This window comes from Actinacidiphila sp. DG2A-62 (assembly GCF_035825295.1).
GTDB lineage: Bacteria > Actinomycetota > Actinomycetes > Streptomycetales > Streptomycetaceae > Actinacidiphila.
The window spans coordinates 3,399,332-3,415,433 of the sequence record NZ_JAYMGI010000002.1 but is presented as its reverse complement, the minus strand read 5'-3'; the positions used below and the strand labels follow the sequence as shown (position 1 = coordinate 3,415,433).

Below are 16,102 nucleotides of genomic sequence, written 5' to 3'. Positions count from 1 at the left end.
CGCACCCCGGGACCGGCCGCGCCCGCGGGGCCCGGCCGGTCCACCGGGATCACCAGGCGAACGCCTCGGGGGACGGCCCGGGGCCGGGGAAGATCTCGTCCAGCGCGGTCAGGAACTCCTCCGGCAGCGTCAGCTCCACCGCCCGCAGCGCGGAGTCCAGCTGGTCCATCGTGCGCGGGCCGACGATCGGACCGGTCACGCCGGGACGGGTCAGCAGCCACGCCAGGCCCACGTCTCCCGGCTGCAGGCCGTGCTTGTCGCACAGGTCCTCGTACGCCTGGATCTGGTCGCGCTGCGCCGTGTCCTTCAGCGCGTCCGCGGACCGGCCGCCGGTCGAGCGGGAGCCGCCGCCCTCGCGCTGCTTGCGCAGCGCCCCGCCGAGCAGCCCGCCGTGCAGCGGCGACCACGGGATCACCCCGAGGCCGTAGTGCTGCGCCGCCGGGATGACCTCCATCTCCGCGCGCCGCTCCACCAGGTTGTACAGGCACTGCTCGGTGATCAGGCCGAGCGAACCCCGCCGCGCCGCCGCCTCGTTGGCCTGCGCGATGTGCCAGCCGGCGAAGTTGCTGGAGCCGGCGTAGAGGATCTTGCCCTGCTGCACCAGGACGTCGATCGCCTGCCAGATCTCCTCCCACGGCGTCGCCCGGTCCACGTGGTGGAACTGGTAGACGTCGATGTAGTCGGTGCGCAGCCGCTTCAGGCTGGCCTCGACCGCGCGGCGGATGTTGAGCGCGCTGAGCTTGTCGTGGTTCGGCCACGACTGGCCGTCCGGACCCGTGTGGCCGTACACCTTGGTGGCCAGGACCGTCTTGTCGCGGCGGTCGCCGCCCTGGGCGAACCAGCTGCCGATGATCTCCTCGGTGCGGCCCTTGTTGTCACCCCAGCCGTAGACGTTGGCGGTGTCGAAGTAGTTGATGCCGGCCGCGAGCGCCGCGTCCATGATCGCGTGGCTGTCCGCCTCATCGGTCTGCGGGCCGAAGTTCATCGTCCCCAGGACCAGTCGGCTGACCTTCAGGCCGGTACGTCCGAGCTGCGTGTATTCCATGGGTCAAGCCAAGCTCTTGGAGTGCGCTCCAATCAAGGGCGCGCCTGGTACCGGCCGCCGATGCCCCACGCCTGGTGCAGCGCGTCCGCGAACGCCGCCGCGAGCTTGTGCTCGCCCGCGGCGTTGGGGTGGGTGCCGTCGTAGGTGTCCAGTCGGATGTCGTAGCCCTCCGGGCGCGAGGCCATCAGCAGCGGCGAGGCCGGGGTGTCCAGGTCCGCCACCGCCTTGGCCAGCCGCTCGTTCAGCTCCGCGCACTGCACCGCGAAGTCCGGGTCCAGGTCGGCCCGGGTGTTGGGGATCACCGGCAGCAGCACCATCCGTATCCGCGGCCGGGCCGCGCGGGCCTGCTCGATGAAGTGCACGGCGTGCTCGGCGGTCTCCCGCGCGTCGGTGAAGAAGCCCAGGTCGATCAGGCCGAGCGAGACCAGGGCCACGTCCGGCCGGTGCTCGCGCGCCGCGTCGCCGATCAGCGGGGCCAGGTGCCGCCAGCCCTCGCCCCAGCCGGCCAGGTGCCGCCGCGCGTGCGGCGGGAAGGACGGGTCGGCGTAGTCCGCGGAGTCCGCCGCGTCGGTCGCCTTGTCGTACAGCGTCACCCGCGGGCCCACCACCGAGAACGGCTCGCCGCCGCGGCACAGGTGCTGCCACATCCGGTAGCGCCAGGTGAAGTCGCCGGCCGAGCCGACGGTCATGGAGTCGCCGACGAAGAGGTAGCGCATGCGGGGCATCATCTCCGACCGCGGGGGGACCATGGACACTGGGGTGCATGCGTGCGTTCCCCCTCGCGGCCACCGCTGCCGCGGCCCTCGCCCTGACCTGCGGCTGCGCGGCGCCGGCCGCCGCCCACAGCGGCCCGTCGGCGGCCTTCCGGATCAGCGACCCGCGGATCGGTGAGTCCAGCGGGCTGATCGCCAGCCGCAGCCACCCCGGCATCTACTGGACGCACAACGACAGCGGCGACGGCCCCTACGTCTACGCCGTCGACTCCGCCACCGGGAAGACCGTCGCCAAGGTGACCATGCGCGGCGTGCACGCCCGCGACGTCGAGGCGATCTCCATCGGCCCGGACGGCGACCTCTACCTCGGCGACATCGGCGACAACCTGAACGGCTCCTGGCCGCAGGTGTACGTCTACCGCTTCCCCGAGCCCGAGCAGCTGCGCGACCAGAGCGTCGACGTCACCCGCTACACCGTCCGCTACTCCGACGGCCCGCGCGACGCCGAGGCGCTGATGGTCCAGCCCAGGACCGGCCGGCTCTACATCGCCAGCAAGAACGAGGACGGCGGCCACCTCTACCAGGGCCCGGCGAAGCTGAGCGCCCACGGCGTCAACGTCTTCACACCGATCGGCGACGTGCCGTGGGTGACCGACGGCTCCTTCTCCCCGGACGGCAGCCGTCTGGTGCTGCGCGGCTACTTCTGGGCCACCGAGTACCGCTGGGCCGACGACCGGCCGCGGAAGATCGGCAGCGTCACCGTGCCGATGCAGCCGCAGGGCGAGTCGGTGGCGTTCACCCCGGACGGCACGGCGCTGATGTACGGCAGCGAGGGCTCGGACAGCCAGGTGTGGAAGGTGCCGCTGAGCGGGCAGGACCTGCCGGACAGCGCGGGCGGCACGGCGGCGTCGGGCGGTGCGGGCCAGGACGCCGCGGGCCGCGACGCCCCGGCCGCCTCGGGCACGGTGACGCCCTCGACCGCGCCCACCTCCACCACCTCGACGAACAAGGCGGGCGGCAAGGCGCTCGGCATCTTCATCCTGGCCGGCATCTTCGGCCTGGCGTACTGGCTGCGCAGGGTGCTGCGCCGCCGCCCCCGGGACTGAGGCGCGGGAGCGGCGGCGCGAGCGGGGTCAGCTCACAGCTTGCCGATGACGTAGTCGACGCACGCGGTCAGCGCCTCCACGTCGGCCGGGTCGACGGCCGGGAACATCGCCACCCGCAGCTGGTTGCGGCCCAGCTTGCGGTAGGGCTCGGTGTCCACGATCCCGTTGGCCCGCAGCGCCTTGGCGACCGCGGCGGCGTCGACGCCGTCCTCGAAGTCGATCGTGCCGACGACCTGCGAGCGCTGCGCCGGGTCGGCGACGAACGGCGCGGCGTACGACGCCTTCTCCGCCCAGCCGTACAGCCGCGAGGAGGAGTCGGCGGTGCGGTTCACCGCCCACTTCAGGCCGCCCTGGCCGTTGATCCAGTCCAGCTGCTGGTCCAGCAGGAAGAGCGTGGCCAGCGCCGGGGTGTTGTACGTCTGGTTCTTCTTCGAGTTGTCGATCGCGGTCGGCAGGTCGAAGAACGCCGGGATGTGCCGCCCGGAGGCGGCGATCCGCTCGGCGCGCTCCAGCGCGGCCGGCGAGAACACCGCGATCCACAGGCCGCCGTCGGCCGCGAAGGACTTCTGCGGCGCGAAGTAGTAGACGTCCGTCTCGGCGATGTCCACCGGCAGGCCGCCGGCCCCCGAGGTGGCGTCGACCAGCACCAGGGCGCCGTCGTCGGCGCCGGGCACCCGGCGGATCGGCGCCGCGACGCCGGTGGAGGTCTCGTTGTGGGTGAAGGCGTAGGCGTCGACGCCCGCCTCCGCGACCGGCTCGGGGTGCGTGCCCGGCTCGGACGTCACGATCGTCGGCTCGCCCAGCCACGGCGCCTGCTGCGCGGCCTTGGCGAACTTCGAGGAGAACTCGCCGAACGACAGGTGCTGGGACTTGGCCTCGATCAGGCCGTGCGTGGCGATGTCCCAGAAGGCGGTGGAACCGCCGTTGCCGAGCACCACCTCGTAGCCCTCGGGGAGCGAGAACAGCTGCCGTACGCCCTCGCGGACCCGGCCCACCAGGTCCTTCACCGGGGCCTGCCGGTGGGAGGTGCCGAGCAGGGACGTCCCGGTGGCGGCCAGCGCGTCGAGCGCCTCGGTCCGCACCTTGGAGGGGCCCGACCCGAACCGTCCGTCGGCGGGCTTGATGTCAGCGGGAATCTGGATATCGGCCACGCTCGCAGCGTAGTGCGTAACCGTCATGTTTCCGTGACCATTCCACCGGATGAGACGGCGTGAGACGGCGCGCGGCCGGCCGTGTGCCTGACCGGCCGCGCGACGGGCGGGTGCTCAGTGCGCGATCCGGTCGTACCCCTCGATGTCCCGCACCGGGCGGGTCGCCGGGCCGGTGTAGCGCGCGGACGGGCGGACCAGGCGGCCGGTGCGCTTCTGCTCCAGGATGTGCGCCGACCAGCCGGCCGTGCGCGCACACGTGAACATCGAGGTGAACATGTGCGCCGGCACCTCCGCGAAGTCCAGCACGATGGCCGCCCAGAACTCCACGTTCGTCGCCAGCACCCGGTCCGGGCGGCGCGCGTGCAGCTCGGCCAGCGCGGCCTTCTCCAGCGCCTCGGCGACCTCGAAGCGCGGCGCGCCCAGCTCGCGCGCGGTGCGCCGCAGCACCCGGGCGCGCGGGTCCTCGGCCCGGTAGACCCGGTGGCCGAAGCCCATCAGCCGCTCGCCGCGGTCCAGCGCCGCCTTCACGTAGCCCTCGGCGTCGCCGGTCCGCTCGATCTCCTCGATCATGCCCAGCACCCGGGAGGGCGCGCCGCCGTGCAGCGGCCCGGACATCGCGCCCACCGCGCCGGACAGCGCCGCCGCCACGTCCGCGCCGGTGGAGGCGATGACCCGGGCGGTGAAGGTGGAGGCGTTCATGCCGTGCTCGGCGGCCGAGGACCAGTACGCGTCCACCGCCGCGACGTGCTTGGGGTCGGGCTCGCCGCGCCAGCGGATCATGAACCGCTCGGTGATCGAGTGCGCCTTGTCGATCTCGCTCTGCGGCACCATCGGCAGCCCCTGACCGCGGGCGGACTGCGCGACGTAGGACAGCGCCATCACCGCGGCGCGGGCGAGGTTGTCCCGGGCCTCGTGCTCGTCGATGTCCAGCAGCGGCTTCAGCCCCCACACCGGCGCGAGCATGGCCAGCGCGGACTGGACGTCCACCCGGATGTCCCCGGAGTGCACCGGGATCGGGAACGGCTCGGCCGGCGGCAGGCCCGGGTTGAAGCGGCCGTCCACCAGCAGCCCCCAGACGTTGCCGAAGCCGACGTGGCCGACGAGTTCCTCGATGTCGACGCCGCGGTAGCGGAGCGAGCCGCCCTCCTTGTCCGGCTCGGCGATCTCGGTCTCGAACGCGACGACTCCCTCGAGTCCCGGCACGAAGTCGGACATGAAGCGGCTCCCTTGGCGTTTCCGTCGGATCAGGTGCGTGTGAACCACGTGTGCGTGAAAGGTGTGGCGATCCAGTCTCCCGGCAGTCTGCCGCCCGGGAGCGGGTGAGATGCCGCACACCGCGCTGCTGCCGCCCGATTCCGGCCGACTCCTGCAAGATGACGGCGTGCCCGAACCACAGAACACGCGCCACCGGACGGCCGAGGCGGCCGGAGCCGGCTCCCTCCACTCCCTCCACGCCTTCGAGTCCCCCGACTTCCCCGACTCCCCTGACTCCGCCGACTCCCCAGACACGCTCGCCGCCCCCGACCCCGCGGCCATGCGCCGCCAGTACCGGGCGGCCGGGCTGACCGAGCAGGAGCTGGCCGCCGATCCGTACCGGCAGTTCGCCCGCTGGTTCCGCGACGCGGTCGCCGCCGCGGGCGACGGCGTGCTCGCCGAGCCGAACGCGATGGTCCTCTCGACCGCCGACGCCGACGGCGTGCCCAGCTCCCGCACGGTGCTGCTCAAGGGCTACGACCGGCGCGGCTTCGTCTTCTTCACCAACTACGACTCCCGCAAGGGCCGCGAGCTGACCGCCAACCCGCGCGCCGCGCTGCTCTTCCCCTGGCACGCGCTGGCCCGCCAGGTGCTGGTCGCCGGCACGGTGCGCCGGGTGCCCGCCGAGGAGACCGCCGCGTACTTCCGCAGCCGCCCGTACGGCTCGCGGATCGGCGCGTGGGCGAGCGAGCAGTCGGCGGTGGTGGCCTCCCGCGCGGAGCTGGAGGAGCGGTACGCGGCCGCCGCCGCCCGCTGGCCCGAGGGGACCGACGTGCCGGTGCCGCCGCGCTGGGGCGGCTTCCTCGTCGAGCCGGTGAGCGTGGAGTTCTGGCAGGGCCCGCGAGAACCGGCTGCACGACCGGCTGCGGTACGTGCCGGCGGCCGGCGGCGGCTGGGCCGTGGAGCGCCTCGCGCCCTGAGCCGGGGCGCCGGCCGGGCGGGGGCGGGACGGACGTACGGGCCCGCCCGGACGTGTCCGCGCGTATCCGGACATGAATCCGGACATGAATCCCGACATGAATCCGGACATGAAGCGACCCGCGGGCTGCTCCCCGGAGCCGGGTGGCTCCGAGCACCGGCCGGACAGATCCGACGAGCCCGCGGGTCGGGTGAACTGCGTGGGATTGGCGAGCATCACGACGCACGCCGAGTGCGCGGAGCTAGCCCGCAGCCACCTCACGTGTCCGAGTGCAACTCATGCTTCAGACCACCTCCCTTCATGTGTGCCCCCACACTAAAAAGCGATCCGGAGCACGGACAAGTCATTTATCGAAATCCCGTGTGACTCAGCCCACACCAGGGTTGAATGGTGTGACGTGCGGTCTTCCGATGCGCGATCCCGACACGGCGAGCTGCTGCTCGCCGCGCTGCTCGACGGCATGGAGGCGGGCCTGTGCGCCTTCGACCGCGAGGGCGTGGTCACCCACTGGAACGCCGAGGCGTCCCGCATCCTCGGCTGGAGCGCCGCCGAGGCGGTGGGCAGGCCCGGCCTCGGCGGCTGGGCGGCCCGGCCCGCCGACGCCAAGGAGATCGAGGAGCGCCTGCTGGCCGCGATGGACGGCCCCGGCCGCCAGGTCAACGAGTTCGCGCTGGTCACCAAGGACGGCCGCCGGGTGCTGGTGCGCACCCAGTCCGCGGCGGTCGCCGACGCCGACGGCCGGCCCGCGGGCCTGTACTGCGCCTTCTCCGAGGTGCACGCCCAGATCGGCCTGGAACGCTCCATAGCGCTCGGCGAGGCGCTGTTCGCCGACGCCCCCTGGGCCGTCGTGGTCATCGACGCCGACCTGCGCCCGGTGCAGGCCAACGACGAGGCGGCGCGGCTGCTGCGGGCCGACCGCGGCGACGTGCTCGGCCGCCCGCTCGGCGACCTGCTGGGCCAGGGCGTGGAGGAGCTGGAGAACGCCCTCCAGTACGTCCTCGCCGAGGGCGCGCCGACCGCGGTCACCGACCTGTGGGTGGTTCCGAGCGGCGACACCGAGGGCGGCAGGCGCTGCTGGCGCAGCGGTTTCGTACGGCTCGGCTCGCCGCTGGGGGAGGAGCCCGCGCCCCTGGGCGTCGGCTGGCTCTTCTCCGACGTCACCGCGGGCAGGACCGCCGAGAAGGAGGGCGTGCAGGCCCGCTTCAGGTCCCAGCAGCTGCACCGCGCCGACCGCGCCGCCGCCGAGTGCGAGAGCGCGCTGGAGGCGGCGGCGCTGCACCTGGACTTCGCGCTGGCCGGGTTCGCCGACCACGCGCTGATCGACGTCCTGGACGACGCCGGCCGCCTGGTGCGGCTGGCGGCCACCCCGGACCGCGAGCCCGGCCCCGCGGAGCCGGGCCCCGGCGGCGGCATCCCGGTCGGCTACCCCCAGGGCCATCCCGCGCCGCAGGCGGTCAAGCGCCTCGGCACGGTCCGCGCGGCCTTCGGCGCGAGGGAGGCGGGCGGCGCGGCCGGTTCCGCCGGCGCGAGCGCGGGCACCGGCACCGGCACCGCGGGCACCGGCGCGGGCACCGGCGCGGAGGCCGACGCCTGGGCGGCGGCCAGGCGGTGGCCGGCCGGCACCGTGCACGGCCTCTGCTCGGTGCTGCGCAGCAGGGGCCGCACGGTCGGCGCGGTCACCTTCCTGCGCGGCGCGGGGCGGCGGCGGTTCGACCGGGCGGACGCGGCGTACGCGGAGGACGTCGCGGCGCGGATCGCGATGGCGCTGGACCTGGCGGAGCAGGCGGGGGAGCGCTGAGGGGCCGGCGTCCGCGCGGGACGTGGGCCGAGGCCGTACGGGGGCCGTACGGGGCCGTACGAGGCGGGCGCGGGTGCGGCGGCTCGGTGGCTCAGCGGCCGAAGAGGCGGCTCGGTGGCGTACGCGTCAGTGGCGGAAGAAGATCCGCTCGCGGTGCTCCTCGAAGACCCGGCCGTTCCACTCGTGGCCGCCGTCCACGTTGCCCGAGCGGATCATCGGCGGGGCGATCCCGCGGCGGGCCAGGTCGGTGGCGGCGGTCGCCATCACCGCCTGCATCAGCGCGCTGGTGACCACCGTGGAGGCCGGCGCGAAGGGCGCGGGCACGGCCTCGTCGGCCAGCTCGGCGTCGCCGACCGCGATCTTGGAGTCCAGCACGATGTCGCCGTGGTCCTTCAGGAACGTGCCGGAGGAGTGGCGTGAGCCGGTCTGCTCCGCGTACGCGACGGAGGTCACGGCGATCACCGTGAGCCCGAGGGCGCGGGCGTGCACGGCCATCTCCACCGGAAGCGTGTTGCGCCCGGACAGCGAGATCACGAAGAGCACGTCCCCGGCCCTGGCCGGGCTGGTGTCCAGCGCCGCGGTCGCCAGGCCCTCGACGCGTTCCAGCGCGCTGCCCAGGGTGGCGGGCATGACGTCCACGCCCACCACGCCGGGCACGGCCAGCAGGTTGACCAGCGCGAGCCCGCCGGCCCGGTACACCACGTCCTGCGCGGGCAGCGAGGAGTGTCCCGCGCCGAAGACGAACACCCGGCCCCCGGCGGCGACCGCGTCGGCCACCGCCGTCGCGGCGGCGCGGATCGCCGCGCCCTCCTCGTCGCGCACCCGGCGCAGCAACGCGATCGCCGCGTCGAAGAACCGGTCGGAGGGGTCCTGGTCCGCGCGCTCCGCGGGGGGCTCGATCATGCGGATCACCGTGCTGCCAGGACGCGGCCGGTGTCAAGAAAACCGGCCGCTCCGGGTGCTGGGCGGCCGAGCGGGGGCCGGTTGTCGGCGGCATGCGTCAGAATTGGGCCAGGGCCACGCACGAATGACACGAGGGGCGCGATGTCCGGACTGATCGACACGACGGAGATGTATCTCCGCACCATCCTGGAGCTGGAGGAGGAGGGTGTGGTCCCCATGCGCGCCCGAATCGCCGAGCGGCTCGACCAGAGCGGCCCGACGGTCTCCCAGACGGTGGCGCGGATGGAGCGCGACGGCCTGCTGCACGTGGCCGGCGACCGGCACCTGGAACTCACCGACGAGGGCCGTCGCACCGCGACCCGGGTGATGCGCAAGCACCGGATCGCCGAATGCCTGCTGGTCGACGTGATCGGCCTGGAGTGGGAGCAGGTGCACGCCGAGGCCTGCCGCTGGGAGCACGTGATGAGCGAGGCGGTGGAGCGGCGGGTGCTGGAGCTGCTGCGGCACCCCACCGAGTCGCCCTACGGCAACCCCATCCCGGGCCTGGACGAGCTGGGCGAGGGCGGCCAGGCCGACCCCTTCCTGGAGGAGGGCATGGTCAGCCTGACCGACCTGCGGCCCGGTGAGGTCGGGGCGAGCGTGGTGGTGCGCAGGATCGGCGAGCCGATCCAGACCGACCCCCAGGTGATGTACACGCTGCGCCGGGCCGGCGTGCAGCCGGGCGCCGTGGTGAGCGTGACCGGCGGCGCGGGCGGTGCCGGCGGCGTGCTGGTGGGCAGCGGCGGCGAGGCCGCGGAGCTGGACGCCGAGGTCGCCTCGCACGTCTTCGTCGCCAAGCGCTGAGCCCGGGCCCGCTCCCGGATCGCCCGGGGACGCCCCGCGCTCGGCGCTGCCCCGACGCGCACCGACCCGCACGTGCCCCGACCTGCACGTGCACCGACCCGCACCCTGCACAGGCCCCGGCGCCGCCTCGCGGCGCCGGGGCCTTCCCCTCCCGATGCCCCTCCCCTGATGCCCCCGCGGAGCGCCCGGGACCCCGAGCTTCCCGAGCACCTCCCCGCGACCCGCTTCCCCTTCGCGCCGCGTCCCGCAGAAGTCCTCCCCTCGGCCGCGGTCGCCAATCCTTGAGCGCCGTCACTCGAACGAGCGGTGTTGGTCGCGCCGCCGGTCTGTTCGAATAAAAGTTCGATAGCGTGGTGCGTGAACGGAAACGGACGCAAGCGGAATCTCGAAGCGGAAGGGAGGTGCGGGTGGTGATCGGGCGTTTCGAGGTGCGGGGCGCGGGCGGCGTGCGGCTCGTGGCCTGGGAGTTCGCCGCGGCGGACCCGGGCGTGCGGGAGGGCGGGCGCGCGGCCGGGGACGACCGCCCCGCCGTGCTCCTGCTGCACGGCCTGCTCGGCCGTGCCTCGCACTGGGCGCCCGTCGCCCGGCGGCTGTCCGCGAGGTTCCGGGTGCTCGCCCTCGACCAGCGTGGGCACGGCCGCAGCGACAAGCCCGAGGGGCCGTACGACCCGGAGGCGTACGCCGCGGACGCCGTCGCCGCGGTCGAGCAGTTGGGGCTGGGCCCCGCGGTCCTGGTCGGCCACGCCATGGGCGCGCTCACCGGCTGGCAGTGCGCGGTGCGGCGGCCGGACCTGGCCGCGGCGCTGGTGATCTGCGACATGCGGGCCTCGGCGGTCGGCGAGTCCGGGCGGCGGGAGTGGGAGGACTGGCTCGCCGGCTGGCCGGTGCCGTTCGCCTCGCTCGGCGACGCACGGCGCTGGTTCGCTGCGCAGGACCCCTGGGCGGAGGGGCCGCCGGAGGCCAGGGCGGTCAGGGGCGACTTCTTCGCCGAGGTCATGGAGGAGCGGGAGGACGGCTGGCGGCCGGTGTACTCCCCGCGCCACCTGCTGGCCTCGCGCGACCCCTGGATACGCGACGCGCACTGGGACGAGCTGGCGCGGGTCGGCTGCCCCGCCCTGGTGGTGCGCGGACCGGCCGGCGAACTGGGCCGCGCCGAGGCGCAGGAGATGGTCCGGGTGCTGCCGCGCGGCCACTACGCCGAGATCGCCGACGCCGGCCACCTGCTGCCGTGGGACCGGCCGGAGGCGTTCTGCGCCGCCGTCGAGGACTTCCTCGACCGGGTGCTGCCCGCGCCCGCTCAGGCCGCGCGGCGCGAACCGTAGTCGGGGGAGGCCAGCCGGCGCGGGTAGTAGCCCGGATTCGGGCCCTCGGCCGGGCTCGGCGTCCCGGCCAGCCGGTGCCGCTCCCCGGTCGCGGTGGCCCGCACGAGGACCGCCACGAGCAGCAGGAAGGCGCCGCCGACGACCGCCGGGAGCGCCGGGGAGCCGCAGGTGCGGTCGCCGAAGGCCGGCGCGGCCAGCCCGGACGGGTCCTGCGTGACGGTGACCCGCTCGCCGACGTGCGGCCGGCCGCAGCGGATCTCCCGGCCCACCTCGGAGCCGTCGTCCAGCCGCACCCGGCAGGCGTCCCAGGTGGTGCGCAGGGTGGTGCGCTCGGTGTACGAGGCGATCACCCCGTGGGACACCTCGCCGCGCGCCGCGAAGACCGCGCCGGACAGCGCGAAGCCGCCGGCGATCATGCAGAACACCACCAGGAAGAAGGCCGCCATGACCTGACCGAGCGAACCGTGCAGCCAGTACACCGTGAGCAGCAGCGTGACCGTCGCCGCAAGCACCACCACGGCCACCCCGGCGACCGCGAACGCCCCCGCGTAGGTCGCGTGCGCCCAGCCCGCCGAGACGCCGGCCGTGGCGACCGCGGTGACCAGCACGGTGACCGCGCAGCGCGCCCAGGCCGCGCCGCGGGTGGGGGCGCCGATCCGCCCGGCCTCCCACACCCGGGCGAAGCCGCGGGGCCGCGGCGGGGCGCCGGCGGGGTCCGGGCCGCGCGGGTCCGGGGCGGTCGGCTCCGGCGCGGCGGGCGGCGGGGCGCTCATCGGACCGCGGGGTCGGGGGAGCCGGCCGGGTCCGCGCTGCCGGTGGCCGCCGTGGCCGCCGTGGTCGCCGTGGCGGCGGGGGCCGCCGCGGGGTCGGGGAAGGTGATGCTGCGCAGGACCGCCGTCGTCATCTCGCTGAACTCGCCCCAGTAGTCGACGGCCGCGGTGTCCATGGTGAAGACGGCGGTGAAGGGACCGGTGGGGAAGGGCACGTAGACCTGCACCTGGCCCATGGTCAGCGTGGCCTCCTCGCCGGTCGAGGTCAGCTCGGCGCCGATGGTGAACCGGCGCAGCGTCACGCAGGAGACGGCCGGGCCGCAGGGCAGGTCGAGCCAGCGCACGTCGTTGGTCTCGTCGCGGGCCAGGATCTCGCGGATGCCCAGCGCGGCGACCTCCGCCGAAGGGTGGTCGGAGGCCACCGCGGCGACGGTGAACGAGCAGTGGGCCACGCCCTCGTCGATGGCGAACAGGCCCAGCGCGGAGTAGGCCAGGCCCTGGTCGCCCATGCTCTCGCCGAGCGCGGCGTAGTAGGGCGCGGCGGGCGTCCACAGCGCGTCGTCCCCGTTCGGGTACAGCTCGCGGACGAACTCCCGGGCCAGCGCCGCGCGTTCCTCCTCGGTGGCGGCGATCGGCAGGGCGTGGAAGGACTCGGGGACGACGAAGCTCAGCGGGGGGATGTCGGGCAGGTCGACGGCCTGCAGCGTCTCCTCGCGGGCGGCGCCGGGCGTGTCGGCCGTGTCCGGCGCGGCGGTCGCGCCGGTCGTGTCGGTCGCGGCGTCCGGTGAGGCGGCGCCGGGCGTGCCGGGCGCGGCCTCGGATGCCGCGCGGGGGACGGTGTCGTGCGGGGTGGTCATGGTGGTTCGCTCACAGATCGCCGGGTTGGGGCGGGCCGGCTCGCCGGCCTCGCCCATCACGATGGTGTGGGTCTCGAACAGGCCCTTGCCGGCCTTCGCCGGGACCCGGGCCTCGACCAGGAAGGCCCCGCTGGGCAACCGGAAGACCTGCGGCGGCTCGGCGTCCGCCGGCAGCTCGGCGCCGAAGCGCTCCAGCCGCTCCCGCTGGCCGGGGGTCAACTCGCCCTGTTGCACCGCGCGCCGGCGCTCGGTCAGGAGGCCGACCAGCTTGACCGCGTCACCGGTCGCCAGCCGTACCCAGGAGCCGTCGGCGAAGGTGAGCCGCAGGTCGTGGCCGCGCTCGCTGAACGGCAGCGACCGCGCCTCGGCGACGGCCTCGCGCGGGCACTGCCAGAGCACTTCGGCGGGCGCGGTCACGTCGGGGCCGGCGCCGAGCACGAGCAGCCGGCGCTCGGTGACCACGGCGTCGACGCGGTAGCGGTCGGGGCGCCGCGCGGGGTCCAGCTGCCAGGGCACCGTGCGGGCCAGCGTGCCGGGCGCGGCCCACATCACCGGGAAGTCCTCGGACTCGTTCGGCGGGTCGGCCGGCCGGGAACGCGGCGGGCCGTCGCTCGCGCCCGCGGAGTTGCCGCCGACCACCGCCTCCACGGCCAGTTGCACGGCGGTGACCACGCCGCTGAGGAAGCCCCCGGCGACCTTGTCCGTCTTCTGCTGCCTCGGCGAGTGCAGGGTGTACGCGGGGCCGGCGGGCCAGCCGGGCAACTCGGCCTGGATGTCGCGGCGTTCGGTGTCGCGGAACCAGCGCGATCCGGCCACCGGGTGTGCGTACCCGGTGGCGAACCGGATCGGCGTGCGCGCCAGGACGGTCTCGTCCGGGTCCGGGTACCAGTCCATTCGTGTCGCCCTTCGCTGGCTCGTCGCTCGGTCGTGGGTCGGTGGGAGGTTCGGCGGGGCCTCGGACGAGGTCTCGTCGGGGGCTCAGTGGGAGGTCGCGGCCTGGTTGAAACGGTCGCCCAGGTGCACGGCGTCGCCGATGTGCTGCGGAATGGAGTAGAGCTTCGGCGCGAGTTTCAGGCCCGCGTCGATCGCCCGCCCGGCATTGCTCATCGCGTCGATCGCGACCCGGCCCTTGGTGAGGGCGTTGATGCCCTTCGTGCCGAGGATCTGGCCGCCGTGGTAAAGCTGTTCCGACACCAGTTGGGCGCGGTTGATGAATTTTCCGTCGGATATGACCTTGCCCGCCGCCTTCAAGCCGCCGAATTCCAGTGTCACCTTGTTGAAGAGGGTGACCTGCTTCCCGCCGGCGACCAGATCGCCCGCTTTGCTCACGAAGTTGCGGCCGATGGTGGTGACCCCGCGGAATCCCTCGCCGAGTTCGGCGGCCCGGCCCGCGGCGACCGCGCCGTCGGCGACCTTGGCGCCCTTGGCGAACGCGCCGATGCCCGGGATCGCGCCCAGCGCGTCGAAGCCGATGCTCAGCCAGCTCACGTCTGCCCCCGCCAGTTTGGCCACCAGATGCGTGACCAGCGCGGCGGCGCTGGTGATCACCGCGGCGGTGGCGAAGATCGCGCCCAGCGGCTCGAAGGGGGCGGTGATGATCGCCAGGACGCCGAGCAGGCCGCTGAGGTCGCTGAGCAGGTCGCCGATGAGCTTGATCAGGTCGGCGTGGTCCTTGACCCACTGGACGGTGTCGTTCCACGCGCTCTCCACGCCGTGGACGATGCGGCTGAACAAGCCCGGCTTGTCGGGGGCGATGTCGCCGGCCTTGTCGAGGTCGTGGCTGATGGCCTTGGCGGCGTCGGTGAAGCGGTGGTGGAGCTCGTCGGCGCGGCGGTGGACGCCGTCGAGGGCCGCGGAGGCGTCGGTGACGGCCTGCTGCTTCTTCTTGGCGTCCGCGGCGGCCTGCGGGTCGGGGTCCGGCGAGGCCTCGGGCCGCGGGTGCGGCGCGGTGTGGTCGGTGGTGACGCCAGCGGCGGTCTTGGCGTGGTCGAGCGCGCTCTGCTTGGTGGCGGCCTCGCGTTCGAGGGCGTCGGCCTCGTCCTGGAAGCCGCGCAGCTGCTCGGCCCAGCGGCCGAGGGCGTCGGAGGCACGGCCGAAGGAATCGTGGGCCTTCTTGATCAGCGGGGTGACATCGTCGTCGATGTGCGCGACGAACGCCTTGGCCGCCTCGCCCTTCCAGGCGCCGCAGTCGATGCGGTCGAGTTCGCCGACCGTGGTGGTGAGGTCGCCGTGCAGGTCGCCGAGTTGGCGGGCCAGGGCGCGGGTGCGCTCGACGTCACCGGGGGTGGGGTCGAAACCCAGATGCGGGAAGCTGCGCGTCATCGCCGTCACTTCTTCCCGGTCTTCAGCGAGTTCGCCAGTTGCAGGTCCGCGTCGTCGAAGGTCTTGCCTATCTGGTCGATCATGTGGACCGCGTCGTCGGCGTGCTTGCCTATCTGCCCTATTCCGTAATGCCAGTCGTCGGCGAAGTCGTGGACGTCGTCGATGAGTTTCGGTGCGCCGACCGATTCGCCGTTGGCATTGCCCATCGCCCGGCTGACCGTGTCCATCCGGTCGGCGATCGTCGAGAACGTCCGGCGCAGGTCGCCCAGCACCGTTCCGCTGATCTGCAGGTCCCCCATGAAAAATCTACCCTTTCCCGGCATCTCCCGAATGTCCGCCTGCCGTCGGCGGAGCCGTGCGCCCCCCACTCTATTGGCCGGTTCGGACCTGATCACCGGGCCGCGCGTCACGGTCCTGCGACGCTTGCGTTCCACCCCCATTCATCCGGCGCGCCCCCGCGCGACCTGCTGGTAGCTTGCGGACCGCTGAATCCTTGTCGCCACATGGGGGAGTACAGATGCGCAGTCGACGTCGAACGCGTACGGGTTCGGACACCACTTTCCGGCCCGTTCGGCGCACCCGACCGCCCGGACCTGGCGCGGGCGTCGCCGTGCTGGCGGTGGCCGCGGGGCTGGCGCTGAGCGGATGCGGCAGCGGCGGCGGGCACAGTGACGCCGACAAGACGCCGACCGCGAGCGTCACCGGCAGCGGACCCGCCACCACCCCGCCCACGCCGTCCGGTTCGACGGCCGCCACCGCCACGGACGGCCCGACCGGCACGCCCACCGACAGCCCGTCCGACGGTTCCGCCGCCGGCGACCACAGCGTCCAGGGCGTCTGGCTGGCCACCGCCGGCGGCACCAAGGTGCAACTCGTTCTCGGCCAGGGCAAGGCGGGTCTGACCAGCACCAGCCTGTGCGGCGGCACTTACACCGAGCACGGCGGCCTCGGGCTCAACCTCACCTGCATGGACGGCAGCAAGGAGCGCACCACCGGGCACGGGACGCTCGCCGCCGACGGCAGGACGCTGACGGTCCAGTGGACCGACGGCCCGACCGACACCTTCTCCCGCACCGGCCTGCCCAGCAACTGACCGGCA

14 protein-coding genes and 1 pseudogene are annotated in these 16,102 nt (G+C 74.1%); 6 read left to right on the top strand and 9 right to left on the bottom strand.

What is annotated here, in order from left to right; genetic code table 11:
- Positions 1-49: 49 nt before the first annotated feature.
- Complete coding sequence (locus tag VSR01_RS14920; RefSeq protein WP_326449696.1) at positions 50-1,045, bottom strand: aldo/keto reductase; 996 nt, start codon at positions 1,043-1,045, stop codon at positions 50-52.
- Positions 1,046-1,077: 32 nt separating this feature from the next.
- Positions 1,078-1,761: a GDSL-type esterase/lipase family protein gene (locus VSR01_RS14915; protein WP_326449695.1), complete on the bottom strand. Its 684-nt coding sequence runs from the start codon at positions 1,759-1,761 to the stop codon at positions 1,078-1,080.
- 47 nt (positions 1,762-1,808) lie between these two features.
- Between VSR01_RS14915 and VSR01_RS14910 the strand changes: the two genes are divergently transcribed.
- Complete coding sequence (locus tag VSR01_RS14910; RefSeq protein WP_326449694.1) at positions 1,809-2,864, top strand: hypothetical protein; 1,056 nt, start codon at positions 1,809-1,811, stop codon at positions 2,862-2,864.
- Between the two features lie 32 nt (positions 2,865-2,896).
- Here the strand turns inward: VSR01_RS14910 and serC are convergent, their stop codons facing one another.
- Positions 2,897-4,015 (bottom strand): phosphoserine transaminase, encoded by a 1,119-nt coding sequence (gene serC, locus VSR01_RS14905; protein WP_326449693.1) that lies wholly within the window; start codon positions 4,013-4,015, stop codon positions 2,897-2,899.
- A 114-nt stretch (positions 4,016-4,129) separates the two neighbouring features.
- Positions 4,130-5,230: a citrate synthase 2 gene (locus VSR01_RS14900; RefSeq protein ID WP_326449692.1), complete on the bottom strand. Its 1,101-nt coding sequence runs from the start codon at positions 5,228-5,230 to the stop codon at positions 4,130-4,132.
- A gap of 319 nt (positions 5,231-5,549) precedes the next feature.
- Between VSR01_RS14900 and pdxH the strand changes: the two are divergent.
- Both pdxH and VSR01_RS14885 read left to right on the top strand, forming a co-directional pair.
- A pseudogene (pdxH, locus tag VSR01_RS14895) lies at positions 5,550-6,189 on the top strand (pyridoxamine 5'-phosphate oxidase).
- 396 nt (positions 6,190-6,585) lie between these two features.
- Entirely contained in the window at positions 6,586-7,986 is a 1,401-nt protein-coding gene (locus VSR01_RS14885) for a PAS domain-containing protein (protein WP_326449691.1), read from the top strand.
- 126 nt (positions 7,987-8,112) lie between these two features.
- Here the strand turns inward: VSR01_RS14885 and VSR01_RS14880 are convergent, their stop codons facing one another.
- The gene (locus VSR01_RS14880) at positions 8,113-8,889 is read right to left on the bottom strand and encodes an SIS domain-containing protein (protein ID WP_326449690.1); all 777 of its coding nucleotides are present in this window, start codon (positions 8,887-8,889) and stop codon (positions 8,113-8,115) included.
- 141 nt (positions 8,890-9,030) lie between these two features.
- On the opposite strand from VSR01_RS14880, the gene VSR01_RS14875 reads away from it, so the two are divergent.
- Complete coding sequence (locus VSR01_RS14875) at positions 9,031-9,732, top strand: metal-dependent transcriptional regulator (protein ID WP_326449689.1); 702 nt, start codon at positions 9,031-9,033, stop codon at positions 9,730-9,732.
- A gap of 410 nt (positions 9,733-10,142) precedes the next feature.
- Positions 10,143-11,054: an alpha/beta fold hydrolase gene (locus VSR01_RS14870; protein WP_326453667.1), complete on the top strand. Its 912-nt coding sequence runs from the start codon at positions 10,143-10,145 to the stop codon at positions 11,052-11,054.
- Here VSR01_RS14870 and VSR01_RS14865 read toward each other — a convergent pair.
- From VSR01_RS14865 to VSR01_RS14850, 4 genes are all read right to left on the bottom strand, one after another.
- Positions 11,030-11,827: a hypothetical protein gene (locus VSR01_RS14865; protein ID WP_326449688.1), complete on the bottom strand. Its 798-nt coding sequence runs from the start codon at positions 11,825-11,827 to the stop codon at positions 11,030-11,032. The two genes, VSR01_RS14870 and VSR01_RS14865, sit on opposite strands and share 25 nt — an antisense overlap.
- Positions 11,824-13,575: a hypothetical protein gene (locus tag VSR01_RS14860; protein ID WP_326449687.1), complete on the bottom strand. Its 1,752-nt coding sequence runs from the start codon at positions 13,573-13,575 to the stop codon at positions 11,824-11,826. The genes VSR01_RS14865 and VSR01_RS14860 overlap by 4 nt, the downstream gene beginning before the upstream one ends.
- A gap of 84 nt (positions 13,576-13,659) precedes the next feature.
- Positions 13,660-15,003 (bottom strand): putative T7SS-secreted protein, encoded by a 1,344-nt coding sequence (locus VSR01_RS14855; protein ID WP_326449686.1) that lies wholly within the window; start codon positions 15,001-15,003, stop codon positions 13,660-13,662.
- Positions 15,004-15,008: 5 nt separating this feature from the next.
- Entirely contained in the window at positions 15,009-15,302 is a 294-nt protein-coding gene (locus tag VSR01_RS14850) for a hypothetical protein (RefSeq protein ID WP_326449685.1), read from the bottom strand.
- A gap of 311 nt (positions 15,303-15,613) precedes the next feature.
- On the opposite strand from VSR01_RS14850, the gene VSR01_RS14845 reads away from it, so the two are divergent.
- Positions 15,614-16,096 carry a hypothetical protein gene (locus VSR01_RS14845; protein WP_326449684.1) on the top strand — a complete coding sequence of 161 codons (483 nt, stop codon included), beginning with the start codon at positions 15,614-15,616 and terminating at the stop codon, positions 16,094-16,096.
- Positions 16,097-16,102 lie beyond the last annotated feature (6 nt).

Bases quoted from the DNA above. Each gene is read 5' to 3' on its own strand.
- VSR01_RS14920 (WP_326449696.1), bottom strand. From the start codon at position 1,045: ATGGAATACACGCAGCTCGGACGTACCGGCCTGAAGGTCAGCCGACTG.
- VSR01_RS14915 (WP_326449695.1), bottom strand. From the start codon at position 1,761: ATGCGCTACCTCTTCGTCGGCGACTCCATGACCGTCGGCTCGGCCGGC.
- VSR01_RS14910 (WP_326449694.1), top strand. From the start codon at position 1,809: ATGCGTGCGTTCCCCCTCGCGGCCACCGCTGCCGCGGCCCTCGCCCTG.
- VSR01_RS14900 (WP_326449692.1), bottom strand. From the start codon at position 5,230: ATGTCCGACTTCGTGCCGGGACTCGAGGGAGTCGTCGCGTTCGAGACC.
- VSR01_RS14880 (WP_326449690.1), bottom strand. From the start codon at position 8,889: ATGATCGAGCCCCCCGCGGAGCGCGCGGACCAGGACCCCTCCGACCGG.
- VSR01_RS14875 (WP_326449689.1), top strand. From the start codon at position 9,031: ATGTCCGGACTGATCGACACGACGGAGATGTATCTCCGCACCATCCTG.
- VSR01_RS14865 (WP_326449688.1), bottom strand. From the start codon at position 11,827: ATGAGCGCCCCGCCGCCCGCCGCGCCGGAGCCGACCGCCCCGGACCCG.
- VSR01_RS14860 (WP_326449687.1), bottom strand. From the start codon at position 13,575: ATGGACTGGTACCCGGACCCGGACGAGACCGTCCTGGCGCGCACGCCG.
- VSR01_RS14855 (WP_326449686.1), bottom strand. From the start codon at position 15,003: ATGACGCGCAGCTTCCCGCATCTGGGTTTCGACCCCACCCCCGGTGAC.
- VSR01_RS14850 (WP_326449685.1), bottom strand. From the start codon at position 15,302: ATGGGGGACCTGCAGATCAGCGGAACGGTGCTGGGCGACCTGCGCCGG.